The sequence below is a fragment of the Akkermansia sp. UBA7090 genome (assembly GCF_002493465.1).
Lineage (GTDB): Bacteria > Verrucomicrobiota > Verrucomicrobiia > Verrucomicrobiales > Akkermansiaceae > Akkermansia > Akkermansia muciniphila_A.
Genome location: NZ_DKYW01000023.1, coordinates 1 through 22673, shown reverse-complemented (window position 1 = coordinate 22673; position 22673 = coordinate 1). Strand labels below are relative to the sequence as shown.

Here is a 22673-nt window from a genome sequence, read left to right as displayed (position 1 = left end):
GAGGTAAAAACGCGCCAAATGTTCTCGGCCCCCTCTTCCGCTATCCGGAGCCGGAAAAAACCGGAACGCGAGTAACAGGGCCTTTTTTATGCGATTTCAGCGGTTTTCCATTCCAATACCACTTCCACCCGCAATTCATCTCCGTGCATGAGCTGGTGGGAAGTGAGGGAGTCACGGAAGAACAGCAGGGATTTCATGGAATCTCCCGCATGGGTTTCTTTTCTGAAATGCAGGTGAATTCCCGTCAGTTGATGGTTCTCTAGCCAGGAGTCCGGCAGGGAGTCCAGGGCCCAGGACAGGTAGGCGGCATTGTTGATGTGGCGGTTGAAATCCGTATCGCGGCGTTCCGCCGTCCATTCCCTGATAACTGGCAGAAGTCCCGAAATATCCATGGATACCGGAGTTACCGTTTCGTCGCATGGAGTATCCGGGAAAGAGCTGATGTGCCTGTTTAATGGCACCGGACGCCTGCGGCGTATATCAATGACAGCCCACAGGCAGCTTGCTGCAACAATGCAGTTGCCCTGGGTATCTCTGATTTCCATGTTGCGGCGCGCCAGCAGAGGCGTTTCCTGGGCTGTCCAGGTGCGGAGTTCCACCGTTTCCTTCCACCGGGGAAGGCGGCTGACGGCCGCATCCAGGCGCACTTCCACCCAGGCCAAGCTGCGGGACGTTACAAAATCATAGCCGAACCCCAGGCAGGAGGCATGGGTTTCCGCTATTTCCTGAAACCAAAGCAGAACCGTTTCCGGTTTCATCAGGCCATCCGCTCCGCTTTCGTAAGTGCGGACGGTTGCCTGAACGGAATAGATTTCCTTGGCGCTGGCATGTTCCATAGCATTCTATGCTAGCGGAACCATTCTTCCGGAGCCAGTCAAAAACGGGTAATATCCGGCTGTTGGGCATGCCGCACCTCCGGTATGTGTATGGCTTCCCGTAATTTCCGGGCAGCCCGCCAGGGGAGCGGCATGCAATGGAAATTCTTCCAGCATCCGCTGAGGTTGACGGCATTCCCAAATTTCTAGAGGATGCTCCGGAAATAGGCGATAGTTTTTTCCAATCCTTTTTCCAGTGAAATATGAGGCTTCCACCCCAGTTTTTCTTCCGCAAGCCGAATATCCGGCTTGCGCTGGGTCGGGTCGTCCAGGGGCAGAGGACGGAAGACTGTTTTGGAAGAAGAACCTGTCATTTCAATGACTTTTTCCGCCAGTTCCAGCATGGTGAATTCCCCTGGATTACCCAGGTTGACAGGGCCGGAAAAACCTTCCGTATCCATCATGCGCACCATTCCCTCCACCAGGTCGTCCACGTACTGGAAACTCCGGGTCTGTTTGCCCGTTCCGTAAATGGTGATGTCTTCCCCCTTCAGCGCCTGAACGATGAAGTTAGAGACTACTCTGCCGTCGTTCGGGTTCATTCGCGGTCCGTAGGTGTTGAAGATGCGGATGATGCGAACGTCCACTCCGTTCATGCGGCGGTAATCCATGAACAGGGTCTCCGCGCATCTTTTACCTTCATCGTAGCAGGAGCGGACACCTACGGGGTTGACGTTTCCCCAGTAGGTTTCCGGCTGGGGATGGACCATGGGATCTCCGTATACTTCGCTGGTGGAGGCCTGGAGGATTCTGGCTTTGCACCGTTTGGCGAGGCCCAGCATATTCAGCGCGCCCAGCACGGAGGTTTTCATTGTGTGGATGGGGTCAAACTGATAATGGGGAGGGGAGGCGGGACAGGCCAGATTGTAGATTTGATCAACCTCCATGACATAGGGAACGGTAACGTCATGGCGTATTAATTCAAATCCTGGATAATCCTTCAGGTGGAGGACGTTTTGTTTGCTGCCCGTAAAGAAGTTATCCATGCAGATGACTTCATGGCCTTCCCTGAGGAGCCGTTCGCTGAGGTGGGAGCCGATGAAGCCGGCGCCTCCGGTAATCAAAATCCTTTTGCTCATGATGGCATGTCCTGTGTTTGTGCGTTCCGCCGCGCCGGAAGGGAGGCAAGCGGAAAGTTTTCACCCTGCCGTGCGTTGCTGGTCAATGTCACATATCCGTCAAGGGAAGGCAAGCGCATAGCATGTTGGACGGAATATTTTATGGAATGTCCGGGAAGGGTTCTTTCGTGCGGGCCGGGAGGCAAATTCCGGTTTTTGCCGGCAGGTTCAGGATTTGGGAATCGTCAGCAGAAAGCTGGCTCCCCCCAGGGTGCCGAATTCCAGTTTCAGGTCTCCCCCCAGGGAACGGGCCGTGTCCCTTGCCAGCGCCAGACCCAGGCCTACGCCGGGTTTCCTGCTGTTGGTGGCGTCTTGTGTGCGCCGGAAAGGCTTGAAGACAAGCTTGCGGTTTTTCGGGGAAATGCCGGGGCCGTTGTCGCGGAAGCGGATGACGATGTTGTGGCGGTCCGCCTGGACGGTGAGCTGGACCTTGGCGTTTTCCCCCTTGGCGTATTTAATGGCGTTGGAAGTCAGGTTGTCCATAATCTGCTCTACGGAAACGGCGTCCGTATGGATGGGAAGAATGCGGATGGGCTGGGCCAGGGCAAAAGAGAAACTGATGCCCGCCTCCCGGAGGCGGCGTTCTATTTTTTCCGCAATGGGTTCAAAAAGCTCCTGGCAGGTGAGCGTGTCCCGCGCTCGGCGGATGGCGTTCCGCTGAAGCCGGGAGTAGGAGAGCACGTTTTCAATCAGATGTTCCAGACGGCGGCATTCCCGCTGCATGTTGGCGTAGTATTCCGGCTTTTTCTGTTCCGGCACCATGCCGTCTTCCAGCATTTCCGTGTATAGGGAGAAGGAGGTGAGAGGCGTCCGGAGTTCATGGGTGACGGCGGAGACGAAGTCCCCGCGGCGCTGTTCCAGGCGGAAGGTGCCCAGCATGAGCCAGATGACCCCGGCTGCACCCAGGAGAACCATGCTCCAGATGAGGGTGAGCGTCCAGGCCAGCATTTTTTTGTGGTCCTGAAGGGGGACGGCTCCGGTGTCTCCCGGAAGAAAAACCAGGGGGGCGTTGGCAAAGGGGAGTGCGCCCGCCTGCCGGTCTTCCTCCGGGGGCGGGGATGAAGGGTCGAAGGTTGCCAGGCGGCTGTAGGGGAGCAGCGTCTTTACACGGCCGGGCAGGCGCCTGTTCAGGTTGTCTATGTTCATCAGGGCCCCCTGTAAATAAATGCCGCGGCTGGTGCGCACCTGGCGCAGGATGTAAAGATTCCCTCCGTCTTCCACGGGAACGAAGGATGTGACGGTTTCCACTTGCGCCGGGGCTCCGGATGCCGTTGGTTCCGGTTCCGGAGATTCATGCAGAATTTCATTCCGGATATCCGCCCAGAGGTTACCGCTGGACGGCACGGAGGTCAGGGAGGAGACCTTGCCGTTCAGCCGTTGGTAAAGGTCCTTCTGTTCATTCAGCCGCCCGGCAAGTTCCGGGGGAAGAGCGGGGCCAGTTACGCGCCCGGCAGGGGAAATCTGAATGTAGGCTGTAACGTAGTCCGGCAAATAGGCGGCAAGGTTGGAGCTGCGGGTTGCTTCTCCGGGGACCGGGGAGTCCATCTTCAGGTCATAGGGACGCTTGTAGGCGTAAACGGGCTGGTATTCAAAATAGCCGCGGGCCTGTTCGAACGTGATGAAGGAGGTCAGCAGGCGGTCCATTTCCAGTCTGGCTTCATGAGCCAGGGCTTCCACCCTGATACGCTGTTCCGAATGGCCCGTTTCTTCCGCCTGCACCAGCAGAACATGGGTGAGCCATCCGAGCATGCCGATGACCAGAAGCAGGCTGATTGCCAGAAGAATGATGCGTATGCGCCGGTTCACGGGTCAGGAAACGAAGGATGAATTCCAGCGGTAGCCCTGGCTTCTGAGCGTCTCCAGGGGGGAGGCGGAAATGGCCCCGAGCTTGTCCCGGAGGCGCATGACGGTCATTTCCACGGAGCGCGTATCCGTCAGGCGCGGGTCCACGTCCCATACGCGCCGGAGCAGTTCGTCCCTTGTGATAACGCGGTTGGGGTGGGTGGCCATGTAGGTGAGGAATTCGAATTCCCGCGCGGTCAGGGAGGTTTCCCTCCCATCCTTAAAGGTGATCAGGCGGTTGGCGCTGTCCAGGGTGGCGCCGGGGATACTGATTTCCCGGAGCTGGCGCGGCCGTTCCGGAGACCTGCGCAGCACGGCCTCAATACGGGCGAGCAATTCCCGGATGCTGAACGGCTTGACAATGTAGTCATCCGCTCCCAGCTTGAGCCCCTGGACGCGGTCTTCCTCCTCTCCGCGGGCCGTAAGCATGATGACAGGCGTTCCGGGGCGTTCCTTGGACATGACCTGCAGCACGTGGAAGCCGTCCGCGCCCGGCATGGCCACGTCCAGCAGGGCGAGGTCGAAATTTTGTTCCCGCACGGCATGGATGGCGGCCAGTCCTTCTTCCAGCGCCAGCACCTCGTAGCCGGATGCGGTCAGAACATCCGTCAGGGCATGCCTGATGCTGTCGTCGTCCTCCGCAATCAGAATGGTATAGGCTGAATCACTCATCGTTTGATTTTATAAAACCACAATGTTTCCCCCGTTGTATAGAGAAACCTGCGCCCTTTCAGTAACAATGCCATAACAGGACGGCCGCCGGGAGCGTTTCAGTTATGCCGGAGTTCCCGGAACGGGGGAGGAAGGCTGCCGGAGGGAATTTCAATGGCCTCCATGGGGCCGGGGACGATTCCTTCAAAGAACGGCGTGCCTTTATAGGAAAGGATGATTTTGGAATGCACCATGCCGCCCGTAGTCTGGCGCAGGAAATCCGCGTCCCGAAAGACCAGGAGCGTTTTTCCGTTTTCCCCGGCTACAGGACGGCACTGGAAGTCGCCAAGCGGTGTTCCGTCAGCCGCCGTCATCTGGACGGGCAGTATATAGGCTTCCGAAAAGGAAGGCGCGTAAACACCCCAGAAGGAAGTAAGCGCCATAACGACGACGATCACGACGCCGACAATGATTTTTGTGGAGGTAGACATGCGGAGGAAGGTATTCTGGGCCGTACGTCCACCTCCTGTCTGGTGGCCGCGCGGCGTCAGCGTTGTTGAAGCCATTCGGCGGCCTGGGGGGCATAATACGTAAGGATCATATCAGCCCCGGCGCGCCGGATGGAGATTAGAGTCTCCAGAACGGTTTCCCGTTCATCCAGCCAGCCGGAGGCTGCGGCGGACTTGATCATCAGGTACTCCCCGCTGACATGGTAGGCGGCTATGGGGAGGGTTACATGCTTCCGCATGGCGGCCATGACGTCCAGATACAATGTGGCGGGTTTCACCATCAGGATGTCCGCCCCCTCCGCTTCATCCAGCTGCGCTTCCCTCAGGGCTTCCCGGATGTTGCCGGGATCCATCTGGTAGGTTTTTTTATCCCCTTCCTTGGGCGCGCTTTCCAGAGCTCCGCGGAACGGCCCGTACAGCGCACTGGCGTACTTGGCGGTATAAGCCATGATGGAAACGTCGTCCAGGGCCTCGGAATCCAGAGTGGCTCGGATGGCGGCCACGCGGCCGTCCATCATGTCGCTGGGGGAGACGATGTCCGCCCCGGCATCCGCGTGGCACAATGCCTGGCGGCAGAGAACCTCCACGGAGTCGTCGTTGAGGATTTCCATCGTTCCGTCGGAACGGAATTCTACCAGGCCGTCATGGCCGTCGGAATTGTAGGGGTCCAGGGCTACGTCCGTCATGACAGTGATGCCTGGCACTTCGCTTTTAAGCGCGTAAATGGTGCGCGGGATAAGGCCGTCAGGGTTGCAGGCTTCGCAGGCGTCCGGCGTTTTTTTCTCATCCGGAATGGCCGGGAAAAGATCCAGCGTCCGGATGCCCAGATCCATCAGGCGCTTGGCTTCCTCCACCAGTCCCTTGACGCTCCAGCGCGTGCACCCCGGCAGGGAGGGGATAGGCTGGTTTCCGGTTCCTTCATGAACGAAGACCGGGTAAATGAGGTGTTCCGGGGCGAGGGAGGTTTCCCGGATGAGGCCCCGGATGTTGGCGGATTTTCTGTTGCGGCGAGGCCGTATCGGTAGATTCATCATGGTGTGGTAATGAAAAGGACTTTTCCAGGAAGGCATGGCGTTCCGGAGCGGATGTCGTCAGGAAGCTTTTGGTTCCTCCAGTTCCAGCGGATGTTCCGCATCAGCTCCGGCGATCATCCAGCCGCCGTCCGTTTTGATAAAATACAGATTGTTGACGAAGATGCTGTTGGCGAAGAAACCGTTCCCGGAGGCCGGCTGCACGCCGATGGTGGCCTTGATCCCGGGACTGCCGTCTCTGGCGGCGGGAATATACGCCGCGTTGACTTTGGGAACGTCTTTTTCCTTTACCCCGATGTGCAGGGCGGGAATCCTGCTCATGGCTGCTTTCAACTGGGAAAGCGCGTCTTCAAATTTCTCCACGGAGGCGAAGTGGGCCGGGGCCAGCATGCGCATCATGGTCAGGCTGTCCCTGTTCGCCAGGGCGCGTCCGGCGGCGGTTACGGCCTCTTCCGGAGAGGGAAAGGCCAGCGGGGGATACGTCCGGTGGAAATCCGCCATGATGCGGGAGGTGGTGGATTCGTCCGGTTTCAGGTTCCAAGAAGTGAAAGCGTCCGTCAGGTTCATCTTGAAGACGGGCAGGCCGTCTGTGGGATCCGTGGTTTTTTCCAGCGCGTAACGGTAAATGAGAGCGGGTTTGTCGATGTTCGGCATGCTCATGCGCGGCGGCAGGATGGTCAAGGCTCCAATGCTGTGGATGTCCCTGCCGTTCTTCTTCGCGTGGTTTTTATTGGCATCCTTCTGCTGGCCTTCTTCACGGCTGTTCGGCTCCAGCTGGTCGTCCGGGTGGGGGCTCAGGGGAACCAGGATGGTGTTCGGGAAGGTCATAAAGCTGAGGTTGGTAGGCTGGATATAGCGGTTTTCCTCCCTTCTGTCCTGGAGGCGCATGGCTTTGACTACGGGAGTAAGGCGCGCGCTCTGGGTAATGGAGGATTCTTCGTAGTATGGGGGAACGAGCAACGCGGCGATGAGGGCCGGGTCGTTCCCCTTCACCGTCCGGATAATCAGGTTCTTAAGTTCGTCGTCCGTTGTTCCCTTGACGGCTTCCCGGCGGAAGCGCTTGATGTGTTCCAGGGCAGTTTTGACGGCGGCTACGGAGTACTGGCGGGCAAGGCCGAAAATTTTCTTTCTGGCTTCCGAGGACAGTTTTTCCGCTTCTTCCCGGATGCGGTCGTCAAAAGGAAGGAATGTGTTGTCAAAGCTTCCGGGAGTCAGGGAGGCCTTCCACTGGCCCCCTTTTTTCACCAGAGCCACGGCGGTGGCCGCATAGACGTACGGGTTGGTCTTGTCCGGCAGCAGGATGTAGGCCATCGCCAGGTCGCCTTCGGCAATGATGGAGTTTTCATCCACAAAGGGGGGGCGTTCCGGGGCCGCTCCGGTGACATACCCCTGGACCGCCTCCAGACGGGAAAGGATGCTCTTTAGCCTGAGCTGGCTTACAAAGGGGGAAGTGGCGGGCAATGACTGGTATGGCTCGTGTTCCCAGTCCGTTTTTTCCTGAAGGGCGCGGAGCAGCAGTTTGGCCGCGTTCAACGGCGTGCTCTGATCCGGAACGGGGCCGGGGGCCGGGGCCTTGTTTTCCGGCGCCTGGTCCATATTAATTTGGAAACGGACAGGAGAGCCGTCAGGCGGCTGGTCGCCCCGGGAGAACCCGAAGGAAAGGCAGAGGCAGAAAAGAGGGAGGGAGAGGGGGAGGATGTTCATGAGAGCCGGTCGCCACTATGGCATAAACGGCTGCGGGTGTAAATCATTCGTTGGAAGCGTTGACGCGGTCTTTGAAGCGGGGCGGCCAGCCGTGACGCCACGGGAAAAGGAACGAGAGAGGGTAAAGGAAAAGGATGCGTTCAAGAAGAATCCGCCATCCGGACGGAAGGGCTTTTCCGCGGCGTTCATGCCTTGAATTTTCGGGAAGAAAGTCTTTTTGCATTTGCCAACAGCGTTTAAGAGGGGTTTACTAATGCGCGTATGTCCGAACACAAGGAAAGAAAGACTCTTGAAGAACGCCAACAGATGTCTGATCTGGAACGGCTGCGCCACTCCTGCGCGCACGTTCTGGCTACGGCTGTCTGCCGCCTCTGGCCGGATGCCCAGCTGGCCGGCGGCCCCGCCGTGGACAACGGTTTTTATTATGACGTGGAGCTGGAGCACCGCATCAGCACAGAGGATTTTGAGCGCATAGAAGAGGAAATGAAAAAGGTGGTGAAGGAAAACCAGGTTTTCCAGAAGGAAATTATTTCCCGCGCGGATGCCATGAAGCTGGCGGAATCCGGGGAATTAGGCGCCCTGGGGCCCCGCAGCGAGCCTTCCCGTTTCAAGATCGACCTGTTGAACGACATCCCGGAGGACGAGGAAATTTCCCTCTACCGCAACGGAGATTTTACGGACCTGTGCGCCGGCCCCCATGTAGGCCGCACGGGCAACTGCAAGGCGTTCAAGATCATGAGCGTGGCGAGCGCCTTCTACAAAGGGGACAAAAACCGCCCCATGCTCCAGCGCATTTACGGCACCTGCTTCCCGAACCGCACCCAGCTTGACGAGCATCTGGAACGGCTGGAGGAAGCGCGCCGCCGGGACCACCGCAAACTTGGCCGCGAACTGGGCCTGTTCTGCATTGACGAGTCCGTGGGCCAGGGGCTCATCCTCTGGAAACCCAAGGGGGCTCTCATCCGCCGTTCCCTGCAGGACTTCATCACCGAGGAACTGGACAAGCTGGGCTACTCCCAGGTGTACACGCCCAACATCGGCAAGCTGGACCTGTACCGCACGTCCGGCCACTTCCCGTATTACCAGGAAAGCCAGTACGCGCCCATCCCGGAACGGGACGCCATGGAGAAGCTCAGCCAGGAAGGGGCTTCCTGCGCGGAATTGTTCAATGGACTGGCCACCGGCACCATTGAGGGCTACATGCTCAAGCCGATGAACTGCCCCCACCACATCAAGATTTACGCGAATGACGCCCATTCCTACCGGGATCTTCCTGTGCGGCTGGCGGAGTTCGGCACGGTGTACCGCTGGGAACAGAGCGGAGAACTGGGCGGCATGACGCGCGTGCGCGGTTTCACGCAGGATGACGCCCACATCTTCTGCACGCCTGACCAGCTGGCCGGGGAAATCCGCCAGTGCTTGGGCATCGTGAAAACCATTTTCGGCACGCTGGGCATGACGGACTACCGCGTGCGCCTTTCCATGCGCGACCCGGAAAGCGACAAATACGTGGGTTCCCCGGAAAACTGGGACAAAGCGGAACAGGCCCTGCGGGAAGCCGCGGAATGGCTGGGGGCGGACTACAGCGAGGAAGCTGGGGAAGCCGCCTTCTACGGCCCCAAGATCGACTTCATCGTGCGCGACGCCATCGGCCGCGAATGGCAGCTGGGCACCGTGCAGGTGGACTACAACCTGCCGGAACGCTTTGACCTCCATTACACCGGAGCGGACAACAAGCCTCACCGGCCCGTGATGGTGCACCGCGCCCCCTTCGGTTCCATGGAACGCTTCACGGGGCTGCTGATTGAATACTTTGAAGGGAAATTCCCCACCTGGCTTTCTCCGGAACAGGTGCGCGTGCTGCCCATCTCCGACAAAGTGACGGATGTGGCCGCCGCGCATCGCGCCGCCCTGGCCTCCAGGGGCGTGCGCGTCACAGTGGACGAAACGCCGGACAAAATCGGAGCCAAAATCCGCAACGCCCGCCTGGACCGCGTTCCCTACATGCTGGTGCTCGGCCAGCGGGAGGCGGAAGACGGCACCGTCTCCGTCCGCCACCGGGACAAGGGGGACCTGGGCGCGATGCCTTTTGAGCAATTCGCGGACCTCGTGGCCCGGGAAATCGCGGAGCGTCATATTTCTCCCGTGATTTGAGTTGCCAAGTTATTCCTTTTAGTTTAGTAGTATCCGGACGTGCCAACCAAGCCAACGAAGAATAATGACGGAAATCGCCGCCGTGAGCGCGGCGATCAGACTCGGATCAATGAACGGATTCGTGCGCCCCGCGTGCGGGTAGTGACTGCCAACGGCGACCAGCTGGGCGTCATGAACACGCGCGACGCGCTGGAAAAAGCCAAGGCTCTTGGTCTGGACCTGGTGGAAGTGGCCGGCAATGCCGATCCGCCCGTATGCCGCGTGGTTGATTACGGCAAGTACAAATACCAGCAGGCCAAACTCCAGAAAAACAACAAGAGCCGAACCGTCAAGCTTAAGGAAATCAAGCTCCGCATCGGTACGGATACCAATGACTATAATGTGAAAATGGCCCGTACGGAAAGCTTCCTGGATCATGGCCACAAGGTCCGTTTCCAGCTCCGTTTCCGCGGTCGTGAGAACGCCCACCAGGAGCTTGGCTACGACGTTTTCAACAAAGTCATCGCGGACATGAAGACCATGGCGCAGGTGGACCAGGCCCCGCGCCTGGCCGGCAACACCATGCACATGGTGCTCTCCCCGCTCCCCGCCCAGCAGCGCGTGAAAAAATTCACCGCCCACCTGGATAAGGACTTTGATTCCGAAGACTCCGCCTTTGACGCGGAAGACGACGAGTAAAACGGCATTTTTTCTTTTTCAGGCTTTCCGCCCTTATAAGGCGGAAAGCCTTTTTTACGGGCGAATGCTTTTCTATAGAGACCTGGGGAATTCTCCCGGAGGCGCTGGAGGAATTGTTTCTTTCCGTTCAATAGGAATCTGGAAACCGTCCGGAACGCCTGGAAAAGATATTGCTCCATTACGAGGATATGGAGCCGATTCGTGGCTGCCGGGTATGTGCAAAAGACGCTATGCCGGGTATTTAAGCATCGTTCTCACTTCCTGAAGGGCAGGAATGGTTTTATTCCGGGCCGGACGCAGGAGGCTATGCGTTCTATTCCTCCTACGTTCGGAGAAACCGGGATGGAACGGGAAGAAGGTGATATAATATCTCAATTTTCTTTGGACATCCGTTTGCAGAAAGGCTGCATGCGGCACATGGTGGCGGTGCGCCAGAGCCATTCCAGGGGGCCGTACAGGAAGCGGGTGAGCCAGAGGCGGCAGGCCCAGGCCTGGAGGAGGAAGACGGCAACGGCCGCGCACAGGCATGGCCACGGCCCCATGTCCTGGGCCAGGCCCAGCCCCCACCCGAAGAAGAGGAAGGTGAAGACCAGCGTCTGGGTGACGTAGCAGGTCAGCGTGCATTTGCCGGCGCTGCTGAGCAGCCGGGAGGGCAGGGGAAGGCCGGGATGGGTGAACAGCAGGACGGCGGCAGAGACGAAAGCCACGGTATAGGAGAGATTTTCCCATGGATGCAGGAGGCGGGCTGCATCCGCTTCCAGAGGGGCGCCCAGCTGCGGGATGAGGTACAGGCGCACTGCCAGCAAAGCCAGGAACAGGAGCCCGGCTATGCCCAGCGTCCGCAGGAACAGGCGGCGTTTGTTGGGCGCGTCTTCAAAGGCGCGCCATCTGCCCGCCAGCATGCCCAGGATGAAGAGGCCCAGCGTCTGCCAGAGGCGGCCGCTGAGCAGGAAGAACTGCCATTTGCCCGCCTGGCCCTGCGTCAGGTTCCACAGGGCCGCCTGGCCCCAGCTGCCGTGGGCGTACAGGAATTCCCGCGTGGGGCCCGCAGCCGGGGAGCCCGTATGGAACCAGCCGGAGGAGTGGGGCCACCAGTCCGCCAGCCCGGCATGGTTCAGCAGGTCCATAAGCATGACCGGCTGAATCAGGCACAGGGCGCAGAGGGTGATGAGCAGGGGAGTACCGCATTTGTAGAGCATGACCAGGGCAAAGCCCAGGGTGCCGAAGAGAGTGAGGATGTCTCCGTCATAGAACAGGGTATGCGCCAGACCCAGCAGGAACAGGAGCGTCAGGCGCCACATGAAGCGTTTCCGGAAGTCGATTCCCTGCTGCTCCCGCCTGTCCAGCTGGATGAAGAAGCTGAGGCCGAACAGGAAGGAGAAGAGCAGGAAGGATTTGCTGACAAAGAGATGTTCATAGGCCCAGTCCGCCGCGTTGTTGGCCGCGGCCTGCCATCCCTCCGCCGGGGGCATGGGAAGGTACAGGTTGAAGTGGTCGTGCGTGTGGACGATGACGATGCCCAGCAGGGCCAGAGCCCGGAGGATATCTAGAATGGTGATGCGCGCGGCCGGGAGCGGCGTTCCGGCGGGAGTCCGGGCGGTCATGGCGTCAGCAGGGGCGGGAAAAGGATGGGAGCAGTTCCGCCGCGCGCCTTCTGGCCCATTGGTCCGCTTCCAGAATGGGGGCCAGTTCCCCGCGGGGATCCGCCGGGGTGTGGTCGTCCATGACGGCCTCCACCAGTTTCCAGATGCCGGGGAAGGAGATCTGGCCGTGGATGAAGGCATTCACCGCCGCTTCATTGGCGGCGTTGTAAACGGCGGCCAGGGTGCTGTTGCCGGCTCCGGCCCTGCGCGCCAGGTTCAGGGCGGGGAAGACGTCCGTGCGGGGTGCCTCGAACACCAGCCGGCCGATTTCCGCAAAATTGAGCTGCTTCAGGGAGTTGGGAACGCGGTCCGGCCATGTGACGGCGTACTGGATGGGGAAGCACATGTCCGAGCTGCTCATCTGGGCCAGCACCGTGCCGTCCCGGTATTCCACCATGGAATGCACAATGCTCTGCGGGTGGACGATGACGTCCACTTTTTCCATGGGAACGTCAAAAAGCCAGCGGGCTTCAATCATTTCCAGCCCTTTATTGAACAGGGTGGCGGAGTCTATGGTGATTTTGCGGCCCATGCTCCAGGTGGGGTGCTTGAGGGCCTGTTCCAGCGTGACATGCTCCAGATCTTCCCTGTTCCAGGTGCGGAAGGGGCCGCCGGAGGCCGTCAAAATCAGGCGGGAGACGGCTTTCGGGCCGCCGTGGTTGCCGTTCAGGCACTGGAAAATGGCGTTGTGTTCGCTGTCCACCGGAAGCACCTGCACACCGGCCCGGCGGGCTTTTTCCATGACGATTTGCCCGGCCATGACCAGAATTTCCTTGCTGGCGATGGCCAGGTCCTTGCCTGCTTCAATAGCGGCCAGCGCGGGCTTGAGACCGGCGGTTCCCACGATGGAGATTAACACCATGTCCGCTTCCGGGAGCTGCGCCAAGCCGCACAGCCCTTCTTCTCCCGTTTCCACCTGCGCGCCGGGGAGAGCGCGCGCCAGCTCGTCCGCTCCGGACGGGTCAAAGATGCATACGCTGCGCACGTTGAATTCGCGCGCCTGGCGGGCCAGCGCCTCCACGCTGGTTCCTGCGGCCAGCCCCACGATTTCCATTCTGTCCGGAATATCCCGGGCGACTTTCAGGGCGCTGGTTCCGATGGAGCCGGTGGAGCCCAGGATGACGACGCGTCGTTTCTGCATAACGGAGAAGCATCATGCAAAAAATACGGTCTCTTGACAAGCCGGGGGGATAAAAAATTTCCCCCCGCCGCATGGGCCGTTTTTCCGTCAGTTCGGCTTCATTCCGGTGGGCCGGGAGGAAGGACGCCACGCATTCGTGCCGTAGGTGGCTTGCGCCGTGGGTTCGGGGAGCTGCTGGAACTGCATTCTCTGCCGGTCTCTTTTCCATTTCCGCAGATTGAGGGAACGCCAGTTCCAAATGCGGCTTTTGGCATTGAGGGCTTCCCGGGTCATGGCGTAAACATTGGCTCCGGCTTCCGTCTCCCCTCCCAGCCGGCGATAGACGGCTATGGCAAAAGGGATGTTGTCCCGGAGTTCAAAACGCGGCAGGTCTCCATCGCTGAAGTACCAGTCCGGATGCTCGTCCATCGTCATCAAATTCAGGTCGCCGCTCAGTTGGAACGGACTGCGGAGTCCGGTCAGAGCCAGAAAAACGAGGGCGATGGCTCCGCAGAGCTTCCCATAACGCAACCAGTTTCCATTGCCGGCCATGTAGCGGAAGAGAAGATACAGGAAGAAAGTTCCCATCAGCAGATAGATGCCGGCCGTAACGCGATTGGGAGAAAAGCCGAAATCTTTTATCTGGAAATACAGCCTCATGCCAACGCTGGCGGCGAGCAGACCTGTTTGCGCCGCCAGGATGAAGCCCAAGACAGTTCCCGTTTTTGATGCCCGCACGGAGCCTTCCGGACGGAACAGAACCAGCAGCGTGACGGCGGAAAGAAAGGCCGCCAGCATGATGGAGTCCGCTCCGTCGTGTAAATAGACGGTCTGGGAGATGCCGTCAGGCACGCTCCCCCTCCATAAAAACGCCACATCCGTACCGTTGTTGACCAGAAAGGCCAGGTTGATGAACAGCAGGGACACGGCGGGAAGGCAGGGAAGCCACGGGCGTCCTGGGCGCACGGGATGCTGTTCCGGAAAGGATGAGCAGGGGCGCGGCGCGGTTACGATGCCGAAGGCCAGGGCTCCCAGGCACCACAGGAGGATATCCGCAATGGTTCCCATATCCGGAATCAGCCAGGAGAAATAATTGCAGAACCATTGGTTCATGGCTGATTTGAAGGCGGCGACTACGGGGTTTCCTCCCGCAAAGATGGATAGGAAGATCAGAAACAGAATCACTCCGATGGCGACGCTGCCTGCAAGCGGAATTTTCCCCAGGACTTTTCCGATTGCCTCTTTTGCCTGGGTCATTCGGAAAAATTTGTAGCCCCACCAGGAGACGTACCGTTTGGCGGGATCGAAGCTGTTGCCTTCCTTCCGCGGCAGGAAGGTCATCACGACGGGGAGCCCCAGCCCGATGAGCATGTTATAATGGGTGAAGGAAGACAGGTTGATTCCTGTGGCGGCGGCATTCAGCACGGCCATGAAAACGAGAAACGCCTGCTCCTTCCGGCTGAGATCCGTTCGCAAGGCCAGAAAGGCCGCCGTATACAGCAGGAGACCTAACGCAGTACCGATGCCCAAGCCCTCCAATGTGCCGAACATGAAGTCAGCGGCGAAGCCGGCGGCGATCAGAACAAGGAGGGGAATATTCCCGTGTCTCCACCATGAAGGGGAAAGCAAGGGGCGCGGATCGCTGCGGAAAGAAGGAAAAAGAGACGGACGTTCTGGGAAGGGGGAAGGTTCTGCCATGGGCTGGTGGTTGGATGGTTGGTTGCAGAACAGCCGGACGCACGTTGCAAAGGCATACTCTACCTGTTTAATCTATCCGTTCTTGCTGGCGCGTCAAGCAGGGAGGGCCGGAAAAGAGCGGGACTGGACGTGAAGGAACATTCCTCCGCATGGAAAAGGGTTGTATTTTCCTCCGGAGGGCGTATAGGATGGCCGAATGAAGCGCATCGCCGTGTATGCCGGTAGTTTCGACCCTCTGACCAATGGTCATTTATGGATGATCAGGCAGGGCGCGAGGATGTTTGATGAGCTGATTGTGGCCATAGGCGACAATCCGGACAAGCGTTATACGTTTTCCCATGAGGAACGCATGGATATGCTGCGGGTGGCGCTTTCCGACATGCCGGATGTGCGCATTGCCGAGTTCCACAACCGCTTTCTGGTGGATTTCGCCAATGAACACGGGGCTACGTTCATGCTGCGCGGCATCCGTTCCACGCAGGATTACGAGTATGAACGCGTGATGCGCCATATCAATGCGGATATGGCCCCCAAGGTGTGCACGGTGTTCCTGATGCCTCCCCGGGATACGGCGGAATTGTCTTCCAGCATGGTGAAAGGGTTGATTGGTCCGGAAGGCTGGGAAAGCCAGGTGAGCCGCTATGTCCCCCATAATGTATTCGCCATGTTGAAGGAGAAGTACCGGGAGGTTTTTCCGCGTTCCTAGCGGTGATTCCGGATTTCCGTTCCGTTATTCGCTGTCCGGTGGAGAGGGGGCAGGTGCGGAACGCCTGCGCCTCCTTCTGTCTTTCTGCTTTCTCATGCGCTGGATGACGCGGGCCCTGGCGGCGCATCGGCCCGTTTGCATTTGTTCCAGAGCATCGCACAGTTCCCTGCGCGCCAGAAAGCGGTTGAGTTCCCTGGATCTGTCCGCATGGCATTTGACGGCGATGCCCGTGAGCGTGTGCCTGAGGTAAACGCAGTTGTTGGTTTTGTTCACTTTCTGGCCGCCGCGTCCGCTTCCGCGGACAAAGCTTTCCTCCAGGTCCTGCTCACGGATGCCCAGGGCTTCCATCCGTTCCTTGAGAGCCGCCAGTTTTTCAGGCCTGACCATAACCGGAAGATTGCAGGGTGTTGACGCGTTGCCGGACCGCATGGGCCAACATGTCCCGGCTGGCAGATGTCATGGGGCGGAGGCTGACGGCAACGGTTGAGCCGTCAGCTAGGCGGAGGTTCAGCCGGCCGCCTTCCCGATCCGCAGAGCGAATCTGCTGCCAGAAGAACCATTGCATGGCGCGCCGCGCCCGCAGAAAGGGCAGGATTTCCACGCCCACCGGGGTGACGATGACGGCCGCGTGTTTCAGGCAGCGGCGCCCCGCGGCCAGGCAGAGGACGGCGGGAACAAGCGCCGCGGCCTGCATGGCCCACAGGGGGGCGGGCAGGTACGGGGTGATTGTATCATATCCCGTGAGCTGGAGGAAAGCGGCGGTGGCTGCCAGAAGGAACCCCGCCGCCGTCAGGATGGCGCCTGCCCGGTTCCGGGTGAAGCGCAGTTCCCTCTTTTGGACGGGAATGTGGCGGATGTCTTCCACGCCCAGCCCGGCCTGGACCGGACGGGGCGCGGAAGCGGGAGTATGGCGTTCAGGCTCCGGCATAGACGCCCGGGAGGATTTCCTTCGTTTCGTCGGAATCGTTTTCCATCAGCAGGGTGCCCCAGAGAACGGCTCCGTCCTGGAAGTGGAAGCGGCCGCGCAAGGTCAGCTTGTCCATGCCTGCCAGGGAGGGCAGTCCCAGCCCGTCCAGGGAATCCACCAGCTTGTACAGTTTGGCATCCAGGTCCACTACCGGGGTGTTGCCCTGCCGTTCCGGAGCCAGGGCAACGTTGCCGTGTTCATCCACAACGATGGCGTCCGAACGGAGCAGGAACAGGTCGGAAGTGGTCTTGACGGGGAAGAAACGGGAACGCGGGACATTGACGGCCCTAGCTCCCGGGAAGCATTCGATGCCCGCGCCCATGGCCGTTTCCAGCTGGTACACCGGGGCGGATTCCGGATCGCGGGGGTTGAGCGTTTTTTTATTGCGGATCATGGGCAGCGGGAGCACGCCGCCGTTGGCGTCCAGAATTTCCTTGAGGGCGTCCAGGCGTATCCAGAGCGTATTGGTGTTGAAGTAGCGGTGCCTGGAGATATTCTGGAATTCGGGAATGTCCTCATCCGGGCATTGGGCCACTTCCCGCAGAATCAGCTGGCCGTCCGACTTCCTGACCGCCAGGTGGCCGCCTTTCCTGTCCGCCTCCGTGCGGCGGGTGACTTCCATGACGAAGGGGGCGCCGCTTTCCGCAAACCAGCGGAGGAAGTTCATGTCAAGCTGGGCGCCCAGATTGTCGGAATTGGAGACAAAGGCGTATTTAACGCCATCCGCCAGCAGGCGGTCCAGCCAGCCGGACCCCAGCAGGGCCGGATACAGGTCCCCATGGCCGGGCGGGCACCATTCCAGCTCCGGCTGCTCCGGGCAGCTGGCCGGGGAGAGGCCGTCCGCCAGAATTTTAGGCACGCGGTTCTGCATCAGTTCCACCTGGGCGGGGTCCGCAAAGCCGTCCGCCGCGTATTTTTTCAGGTAGGCCAGCGTGTCCGCGCTGGTGGAGAAAGAATTCATCAGCAGAAGGCGCACCGGCGTGCCGGAGATGGAGCGCAGATGCTTCACTTGCCTGACGATCAAATCCAGGAACGTATCCTCTCCTTTTATTTTCAGCAGGCTTTTCGCCTTCTGGAGGCCCATGCTCGTGCCGAGGCCGCCGTTGAGCTTGATGCAGACGCACCGGGCAATCAGGTCCTTGTCCGCCGCGGGGGTGGAAGCCGTGATGTCCTGCCAGTCTTCCACCTGGTCGGCGGGCAGGATGTCCGTTTCCGGAATCATGCCGGAGTGGTTGGAAACAAGGGCTTCGTAACAACGGGAGAAAGCGTTGACGGCCGCGGCTGAAACGCCGGCAGACTCCATCTTTTCCGCAAAAGGAGTGAACGTACTCATTAACGGCTTTTGTACAAAATGCCCGGAGGCGGCTCAAGCATTATCAGCGTATCCGGAATACCCGCGCATTTTCTTTTTCCTGTGGGGGCTGCTCCGGATTATCTGGTTGCCGTCACCCGGATGCGCCGATAGTCCGCTACCCATTGGGAACCGTCCCATAACTCATCTTTCAGGGAATTTTCCATTTCCTTGAAAATCTGGATGCGCTGTTCTTCGTGGAGGTTTTTCAAGTCTTCCCGGAAGAATTGGTTGGCCCAGTTGCGCAGGCCGTCAGGACCGTCTTTCAGCGGCGTGGGGCGGTCAAATTCCTTCATTGTTTCCAGGCGGAGCCCGGCTTGTTCCAGCACGCTGCCGTATTCTTCCGCGGAGGGAAAGTAAAAACGCGTTGTGTACGGGAGGCCCCTGCGTTCCAGGGCTGTCCGGAATGCTTCCCTGATGCGGAGAATATTGAAGCGGGCTCCGAATTCGCAGACCAGTTTCCCCTGTGGTTTCAGGACGCGGTAAACGGCATTTAAGAGAGTTTTCTGATCAGGTATCCAGTGGAAGGCCGCATTGGAGAAAACGATGTCGAACCTGTTGCGCCAGGGCATGAGGCGGGCGTCCAGCACGCGGAAGTCCATGCCGGGATAGAGCCGGCGGGCTGTTGCTATCATTTCCGGAGAGGAGTCCAGGCCGGTGACGGACGCCGATTTTTCCAGCAGGGCGTGCGTCAGCGTACCGGTTCCGCAGCCCAGGTCCAGAATGGACTGTTCTGGATTTTCCGGTACGCAGGAGAGCAGCTCTCTGCCGTATTCCGCGACAAAACCGTGTTTGTTTTCATACCATTCAGCATTCCAGTCCATGACCTCTCCATCGTAGGGAAAAAGGGATTTTTTTCAAGAAAGACTCTGTCTTGTTTTCATGGCATTTCTCCCGGAGGCGCTTTGTCCATTTCTCCGCGCCGTGCCGGGATTCTTCCTTGCGTTGGCGGGCGGGAAATGATTAAGATAAGCTTACTATGAAAGCAACAGCCCTGTTTCTGGCGGCTTCCGCCCTGGCCGCGGTTTCCGCCGGCGCCTATGACGGATACGGTTATGACCCCCGGCCCGCGAGTTCCTATAACAATACCATCAGCGGAGCGGCCCACATCGGCTATGATTCCCGGTATGCCTATAAGGACGTGGTGGCTTCCTCCGTGTTGAACCGCAGCGGCGTGTTCAATATCGGCGGCGAGCTGAACCTCAACCTGGCCAGGGACTGGAAGCAGGAAATCGGCGCGGAATACATGGCTTTCTGCGACGGGCTGCTGAGCGACAAGGACGCCTTTGACGCCAGCTGGAAGGCTGTCAAGGAGCTGTTCCCCAATCTTTCCTTCCGGGGCGGGTATGAGTTGAATTACGGCGGCCTACCGGGGTATTTGAGCAAGCACATGGGGAAGGCTCCCCATTCCCTTGCCCAGTCCGTCACGGCGGGGCTGGCGTATGACGATCCGGGCCACGGCTATTTTGGTTCCCTGGATGTGCAGTACGGCTTTTACGGCATGATCGGCTGGCGCGTTGACCTGAACGCGGGCAAGCGCTGGAGCGGCCTGATTCATGAAAAGGTGGATCTGGAGCTGAGCGCCGGAACAGGTTATTCCTCCAGTTACTGGGGGCCCGGCGTAGCCGGGTTTGACCAGGTTAACATCAAGCTGGCGGCTCCCGTGCGCGTAACGGGCGTGGACTCCAGCCGCGGGTTCCGGGTTATTCCCTTCATCCAGCTTGACTGGGCGGGGAACACCCGTTCCGAAATCCGCCGCTACGCCGGCATGAACGCGATTGAGGATTTCCGCATCCGTGTGGGCGTGGAAGCCGTTTACCGTTTTTAAGCGGATGCTCCGCGGCCCCTTTCACCGGGAAGGGCCGCGGAGGCCGTTCCCTCCCCTTCCGGGGGCGCATGCCCCCACTCCCCGGCTTTTCTTGAATCCCCTGCCATGTTGAAAATGATTTTTCTGCTGGCCCGGCGCATATTTATACGGCTGCTGCTGGCGCTGCTTCCGCTGGGCCTGTTTATGTTCCTGGCGCAGGCCATTCCCCTTTCCCCGCTGCAATCCCTGCTGGCGCTGGTTCCGGTGATTGCCTTTGAAGTGTGGCTCGTCATCAGGCATCTGCTGCCTGTCATGGGGGAGCTGGTGACCAAGACGCTGTATTCCTCCAATATTACTACGGATGAGGAAGTGCTGGTGGAGGCTTCCAGGCGCATGCTGAATTCCGGGGATCCCCAGGGCGCTCTGGAATTGCTGGAACGTTACCGGAAGGAGAATCCGGGGCTGGTGCGTTCCTGGCTCATGGAATCCAGCCTGCTGAACGATATGCGCCGGTATGCGGATTCCGTCAACGTCCTGCAGAAAGGTCTGGAATACGGAAGATGGCGCAAAGAGGACCGGGCTCTGTTCCTGTACAAGATAGGAGCCATTTACGAGTCCCAGCTCAATGCTCCGGACAGGGCCCGGAAATATTGGGAGGAAGCTGCGGATAAATATCCCGATACGGCCTATGGCCGCTCCGCCCTGGACAAACTCTGACTGGAATCGGGAACGGAGCAAAGGTTTTTGATATAAATTTCGCCCGGCGTTATGTGCGTGGGGATTCTTTTTTCCGGAGGCGGCGGAGTCATGTAATTTCCGTACACGCAACGCAGGTAGCCATCGGCGTTTCCCATGGCGTCAAATTGGAATCCTTCAAAAGGCACGGCTTGATTTCCTTGATAATACGCGCCGGGAACTTTTTCTTTTGTGCCATATCCCCAGATGACATTGCCGGCCCAACGGGATTTTTCCCATGAATAGCGTCTGGCGATCCAATGACTTATTTTGTTCCAGCGGGCGGACGCCGCTCCCAAGGTGAGCGTTTTAAACATGAACAGAAACAATTGTTTCGGAAGGCTCCTGCCTTTTACCCGCAGATGAAGGCTGGCCAGCGTGGTGGCATGGCGGAACAGTCTGTGAAGGTATAGATAGGCGTTGGCTGCAATGAGGGATTTCGGCATGCCGTCAAGAGGGAAAATGTCAATGTGCAGTCCTATGCGGACTCTCTCTTTTCCCTTTCCAACCATGATGGTGCGGGTGTCTTCCAGTTTCATGAACGGGTAGAAGTAATCCGGCCTGGTGCGGGAATCATTTAATTCCAGATGAGCCGGATGCGGAGAAGTGTGGTAAAGCTGAAACAGCCGTTCATAATCTTCCCGGGGCATAAGTACGTCAATGTCATCATCCCACGGAATGAAACCCTGATGGCGCAATGCCCCGATCAGGCTTCCCGCGTATAGGGAATAACGTAAATTTTCTCTGTGGCAGAATTGATGAAATTCCTGTAAGATCTCAACCAGAATCCGTTTCGCCTGGGGTGCGGAGATTTCTTTCATCGGATTTTCAGATGATTTTTTATCCGGGTCGTGGAAATTTCCGGAGTCCGTTCCAGGTAGACGACTTCACATATGTCTTTTAGAAAATCGAATTTTCCTTCCCAGTCATTTCCCATGACAAAGATGTTGACGTTGTGCTTGATGATGTCTTCCCGCTTCTGTTCCCAATCATTTTCCGGAATGATCAGGTCCACGTACCGGATGGCTTCCAGCATTTGCCTGCGGTGTTCGTAATGGAAAAAAGATTGCTTGTTTTTGATGGCATTGAATGAATCCGAAGAGAGGGCGACAATCAGATAATCCCCCAAGGCTCTGGCCCGCCGAAGCAAGTTGATATGGCCGTAATGCAACATGTCGAATGTGCCGTAGGTAATCACTTTTTTCATAATGATTTGTTTTGATCCATAGCAGGGTTGGTTTGAGCAAGAGTGCTTACTCCGATAGTGGACTGGGCGCCTTTTCCCGGCGCCACTCGTATTCCTTTTTCAGGGATATGCCTTTGAGGGCCGCTTGATAGCAGGCATAAAATTCATTTTTGCGTAATGCAATGGCTGTGTTGATTTTCCGCTTAAGCCACTTAATTTGGTGGCTGCTCCTCATGTTCAGAGCAAAATAAGAGCCGTTGTCCGGTTTCCAGGAACCGCAGCAGTGGTGAATGGAAAAGCCGCGGGAGCGTATCAAGGCCGGCTGTTCAAAAAATTCCTTGGGATAAATGGTCACCAGGTCATTGCTCCAGGTTTTTCCGTTTAATAAAAAACCGGGAATTTCGTTAATGAAATAATCTGTATAGACGGTGTTGGAGACAGGCCAGCAATCCGGTTTAATTTGATCATATAAATCAAGCAGATTCATGCAGACCGGGTGATGAGGGGGGGCATAGAGAAAAGCGGTGCCGAGAGCGCAATTATAAATGTATCCCAATGAAAAACGATGATTTACAGGAAGAAGGGATAAAGGCTTAACTAGTTCTATATCGCAGTCCAAATAAAAGCCTCCGTGCTCCGTTAAAGCCTGAAGGCGTACGACGTCTCCTAAAAACCCCCATTTTTTTTGTTCCAGACATCTTCTGCCAAACTCAAAAGCGGATACATCAATATTATTTTCGTTCCATTCAATCAGTTCAAACTCCGGGTTGAGGTCTTTCCATCTTTGCACATTGTCCAAAACGGCGTTGGGAACAGGGCCGCCAAACCAGCAATAATGGAGCTTTCTGATCACGTGATTGAGAAACTTATTTTCCTTTCACTCTGCGGATTGCCTATC

Annotated in this window: 23 protein-coding genes; 6 read left to right on the top strand and 17 right to left on the bottom strand. The window is 58.2% G+C overall.

What is annotated here, in order from left to right; genetic code table 11:
- Window positions 1-86: 86 nt before the first annotated feature.
- From B3075_RS08270 to B3075_RS08240, 7 genes are all read right to left on the bottom strand, one after another.
- A complete protein-coding gene (locus tag B3075_RS08270) occupies window positions 87-836 on the bottom strand; it encodes an acyl-[acyl-carrier-protein] thioesterase (RefSeq protein ID WP_290487723.1) in 750 nt (249 codons plus the stop codon).
- Between the two features lie 185 nt (window positions 837-1021).
- Window positions 1022-1954, bottom strand: coding sequence for a UDP-glucuronic acid decarboxylase family protein (locus tag B3075_RS08265; RefSeq protein WP_290487724.1), 933 nt, complete (start codon window positions 1952-1954; stop codon window positions 1022-1024).
- Window positions 1955-2161: 207 nt separating this feature from the next.
- Window positions 2162-3799, bottom strand: a complete 1638-nt coding sequence (locus B3075_RS08260) for a sensor histidine kinase (protein WP_290487725.1) — start codon at window positions 3797-3799, stop codon at window positions 2162-2164.
- A gap of 3 nt (window positions 3800-3802) precedes the next feature.
- Window positions 3803-4507 carry a response regulator transcription factor gene (locus B3075_RS08255; protein WP_290487726.1) on the bottom strand — a complete coding sequence of 235 codons (705 nt, stop codon included), beginning with the start codon at window positions 4505-4507 and terminating at the stop codon, window positions 3803-3805.
- Between the two features lie 98 nt (window positions 4508-4605).
- Window positions 4606-4977 (bottom strand): hypothetical protein, encoded by a 372-nt coding sequence (locus tag B3075_RS08250; RefSeq protein WP_290487727.1) that lies wholly within the window; start codon window positions 4975-4977, stop codon window positions 4606-4608.
- Window positions 4978-5033: 56 nt separating this feature from the next.
- A complete protein-coding gene (hemB, locus tag B3075_RS08245; RefSeq protein ID WP_343125182.1) occupies window positions 5034-6026 on the bottom strand; it encodes a porphobilinogen synthase in 993 nt (330 codons plus the stop codon).
- Between the two features lie 60 nt (window positions 6027-6086).
- Window positions 6087-7730 (bottom strand): hypothetical protein, encoded by a 1644-nt coding sequence (locus B3075_RS08240; RefSeq protein ID WP_290487731.1) that lies wholly within the window; start codon window positions 7728-7730, stop codon window positions 6087-6089.
- A gap of 261 nt (window positions 7731-7991) precedes the next feature.
- Here B3075_RS08240 and thrS point away from each other — a divergent pair, with 261 nt between their 5' ends.
- Together thrS and infC are read left to right on the top strand one after the other, a co-directional pair.
- Entirely contained in the window at window positions 7992-9884 is a 1893-nt protein-coding gene (thrS, locus tag B3075_RS08235) for a threonine--tRNA ligase (protein ID WP_290487733.1), read from the top strand.
- Window positions 9885-9923: 39 nt separating this feature from the next.
- On the top strand, window positions 9924-10562 hold the full coding sequence (gene infC, locus B3075_RS08230; protein WP_094136305.1) for a translation initiation factor IF-3: 639 nt from the start codon (window positions 9924-9926) through the stop codon (window positions 10560-10562).
- 371 nt (window positions 10563-10933) lie between these two features.
- On the opposite strand, the gene B3075_RS08225 is transcribed toward infC, so the two are convergent.
- The 3 genes from B3075_RS08225 to B3075_RS08215 form a co-directional block, all read right to left on the bottom strand.
- Complete coding sequence (locus B3075_RS08225) at window positions 10934-12166, bottom strand: DUF418 domain-containing protein (RefSeq protein ID WP_290487737.1); 1233 nt, start codon at window positions 12164-12166, stop codon at window positions 10934-10936.
- A gap of 4 nt (window positions 12167-12170) precedes the next feature.
- Window positions 12171-13346, bottom strand: coding sequence for a 1-deoxy-D-xylulose-5-phosphate reductoisomerase (locus tag B3075_RS08220; protein WP_290487739.1), 1176 nt, complete (start codon window positions 13344-13346; stop codon window positions 12171-12173).
- Window positions 13347-13433: 87 nt separating this feature from the next.
- Window positions 13434-15023 carry a DUF4153 domain-containing protein gene (locus B3075_RS08215; protein ID WP_290487741.1) on the bottom strand — a complete coding sequence of 530 codons (1590 nt, stop codon included), beginning with the start codon at window positions 15021-15023 and terminating at the stop codon, window positions 13434-13436.
- Between the two features lie 196 nt (window positions 15024-15219).
- Between B3075_RS08215 and coaD the strand changes: the two genes are divergently transcribed.
- The gene (gene coaD / locus B3075_RS08210; protein ID WP_094136301.1) at window positions 15220-15729 is read left to right on the top strand and encodes a pantetheine-phosphate adenylyltransferase; all 510 of its coding nucleotides are present in this window, start codon (window positions 15220-15222) and stop codon (window positions 15727-15729) included.
- A gap of 24 nt (window positions 15730-15753) precedes the next feature.
- Here the strand turns inward: coaD and B3075_RS08205 are convergent, their stop codons facing one another.
- The 4 genes from B3075_RS08205 to B3075_RS08190 all read right to left on the bottom strand — a co-directional run bounded on the left by B3075_RS08205 (window position 15754) and on the right by B3075_RS08190 (window position 18871).
- The gene (locus B3075_RS08205) at window positions 15754-16116 is read right to left on the bottom strand and encodes a peptide chain release factor family protein (RefSeq protein WP_290487744.1); all 363 of its coding nucleotides are present in this window, start codon (window positions 16114-16116) and stop codon (window positions 15754-15756) included.
- Window positions 16103-16657, bottom strand: a complete 555-nt coding sequence (locus tag B3075_RS08200) for a hypothetical protein (RefSeq protein ID WP_046435606.1) — start codon at window positions 16655-16657, stop codon at window positions 16103-16105. Before B3075_RS08200 ends, B3075_RS08205 begins: the two co-directional genes overlap by 14 nt.
- A complete protein-coding gene (locus tag B3075_RS08195) occupies window positions 16644-18029 on the bottom strand; it encodes a UTP--glucose-1-phosphate uridylyltransferase (RefSeq protein WP_290487750.1) in 1386 nt (461 codons plus the stop codon). The genes B3075_RS08200 and B3075_RS08195 overlap by 14 nt, the downstream gene beginning before the upstream one ends.
- Before the next feature lie 98 nt (window positions 18030-18127).
- A complete protein-coding gene (locus B3075_RS08190) occupies window positions 18128-18871 on the bottom strand; it encodes a class I SAM-dependent methyltransferase (protein ID WP_290487751.1) in 744 nt (247 codons plus the stop codon).
- A 155-nt stretch (window positions 18872-19026) separates the two neighbouring features.
- Between B3075_RS08190 and B3075_RS08185 the strand changes: the two genes are divergently transcribed.
- Both B3075_RS08185 and B3075_RS08180 read left to right on the top strand, forming a co-directional pair.
- The gene (locus B3075_RS08185; protein WP_046435600.1) at window positions 19027-19875 is read left to right on the top strand and encodes a hypothetical protein; all 849 of its coding nucleotides are present in this window, start codon (window positions 19027-19029) and stop codon (window positions 19873-19875) included.
- Window positions 19876-19980: 105 nt separating this feature from the next.
- Window positions 19981-20571 carry a tetratricopeptide repeat protein gene (locus B3075_RS08180; protein ID WP_046435598.1) on the top strand — a complete coding sequence of 197 codons (591 nt, stop codon included), beginning with the start codon at window positions 19981-19983 and terminating at the stop codon, window positions 20569-20571.
- Here B3075_RS08180 and B3075_RS08175 read toward each other — a convergent pair.
- The 3 genes from B3075_RS08175 to B3075_RS10425 are packed head-to-tail and all read right to left on the bottom strand — an operon-like array spanning window position 20541 to window position 22565.
- The gene (locus B3075_RS08175) at window positions 20541-21410 is read right to left on the bottom strand and encodes a LicD family protein (RefSeq protein ID WP_290487755.1); all 870 of its coding nucleotides are present in this window, start codon (window positions 21408-21410) and stop codon (window positions 20541-20543) included. The genes B3075_RS08180 and B3075_RS08175 overlap by 31 nt on opposite strands.
- Window positions 21407-21796, bottom strand: coding sequence for a glycerol-3-phosphate cytidylyltransferase (gene tagD / locus B3075_RS08170; protein WP_046435594.1), 390 nt, complete (start codon window positions 21794-21796; stop codon window positions 21407-21409). The genes B3075_RS08175 and tagD overlap by 4 nt, the downstream gene beginning before the upstream one ends.
- 46 nt (window positions 21797-21842) lie before the next feature.
- Window positions 21843-22565, bottom strand: coding sequence for a glycosyltransferase family 32 protein (locus B3075_RS10425; RefSeq protein ID WP_414632838.1), 723 nt, complete (start codon window positions 22563-22565; stop codon window positions 21843-21845).
- On the opposite strand from B3075_RS10425, the gene B3075_RS08160 reads away from it, so the two are divergent.
- On the top strand, window positions 22461-22673 hold a 213-nt coding region (locus B3075_RS08160), incomplete at its 3' end, for a hypothetical protein (RefSeq protein WP_290492071.1). The two genes, B3075_RS10425 and B3075_RS08160, sit on opposite strands and share 105 nt — an antisense overlap.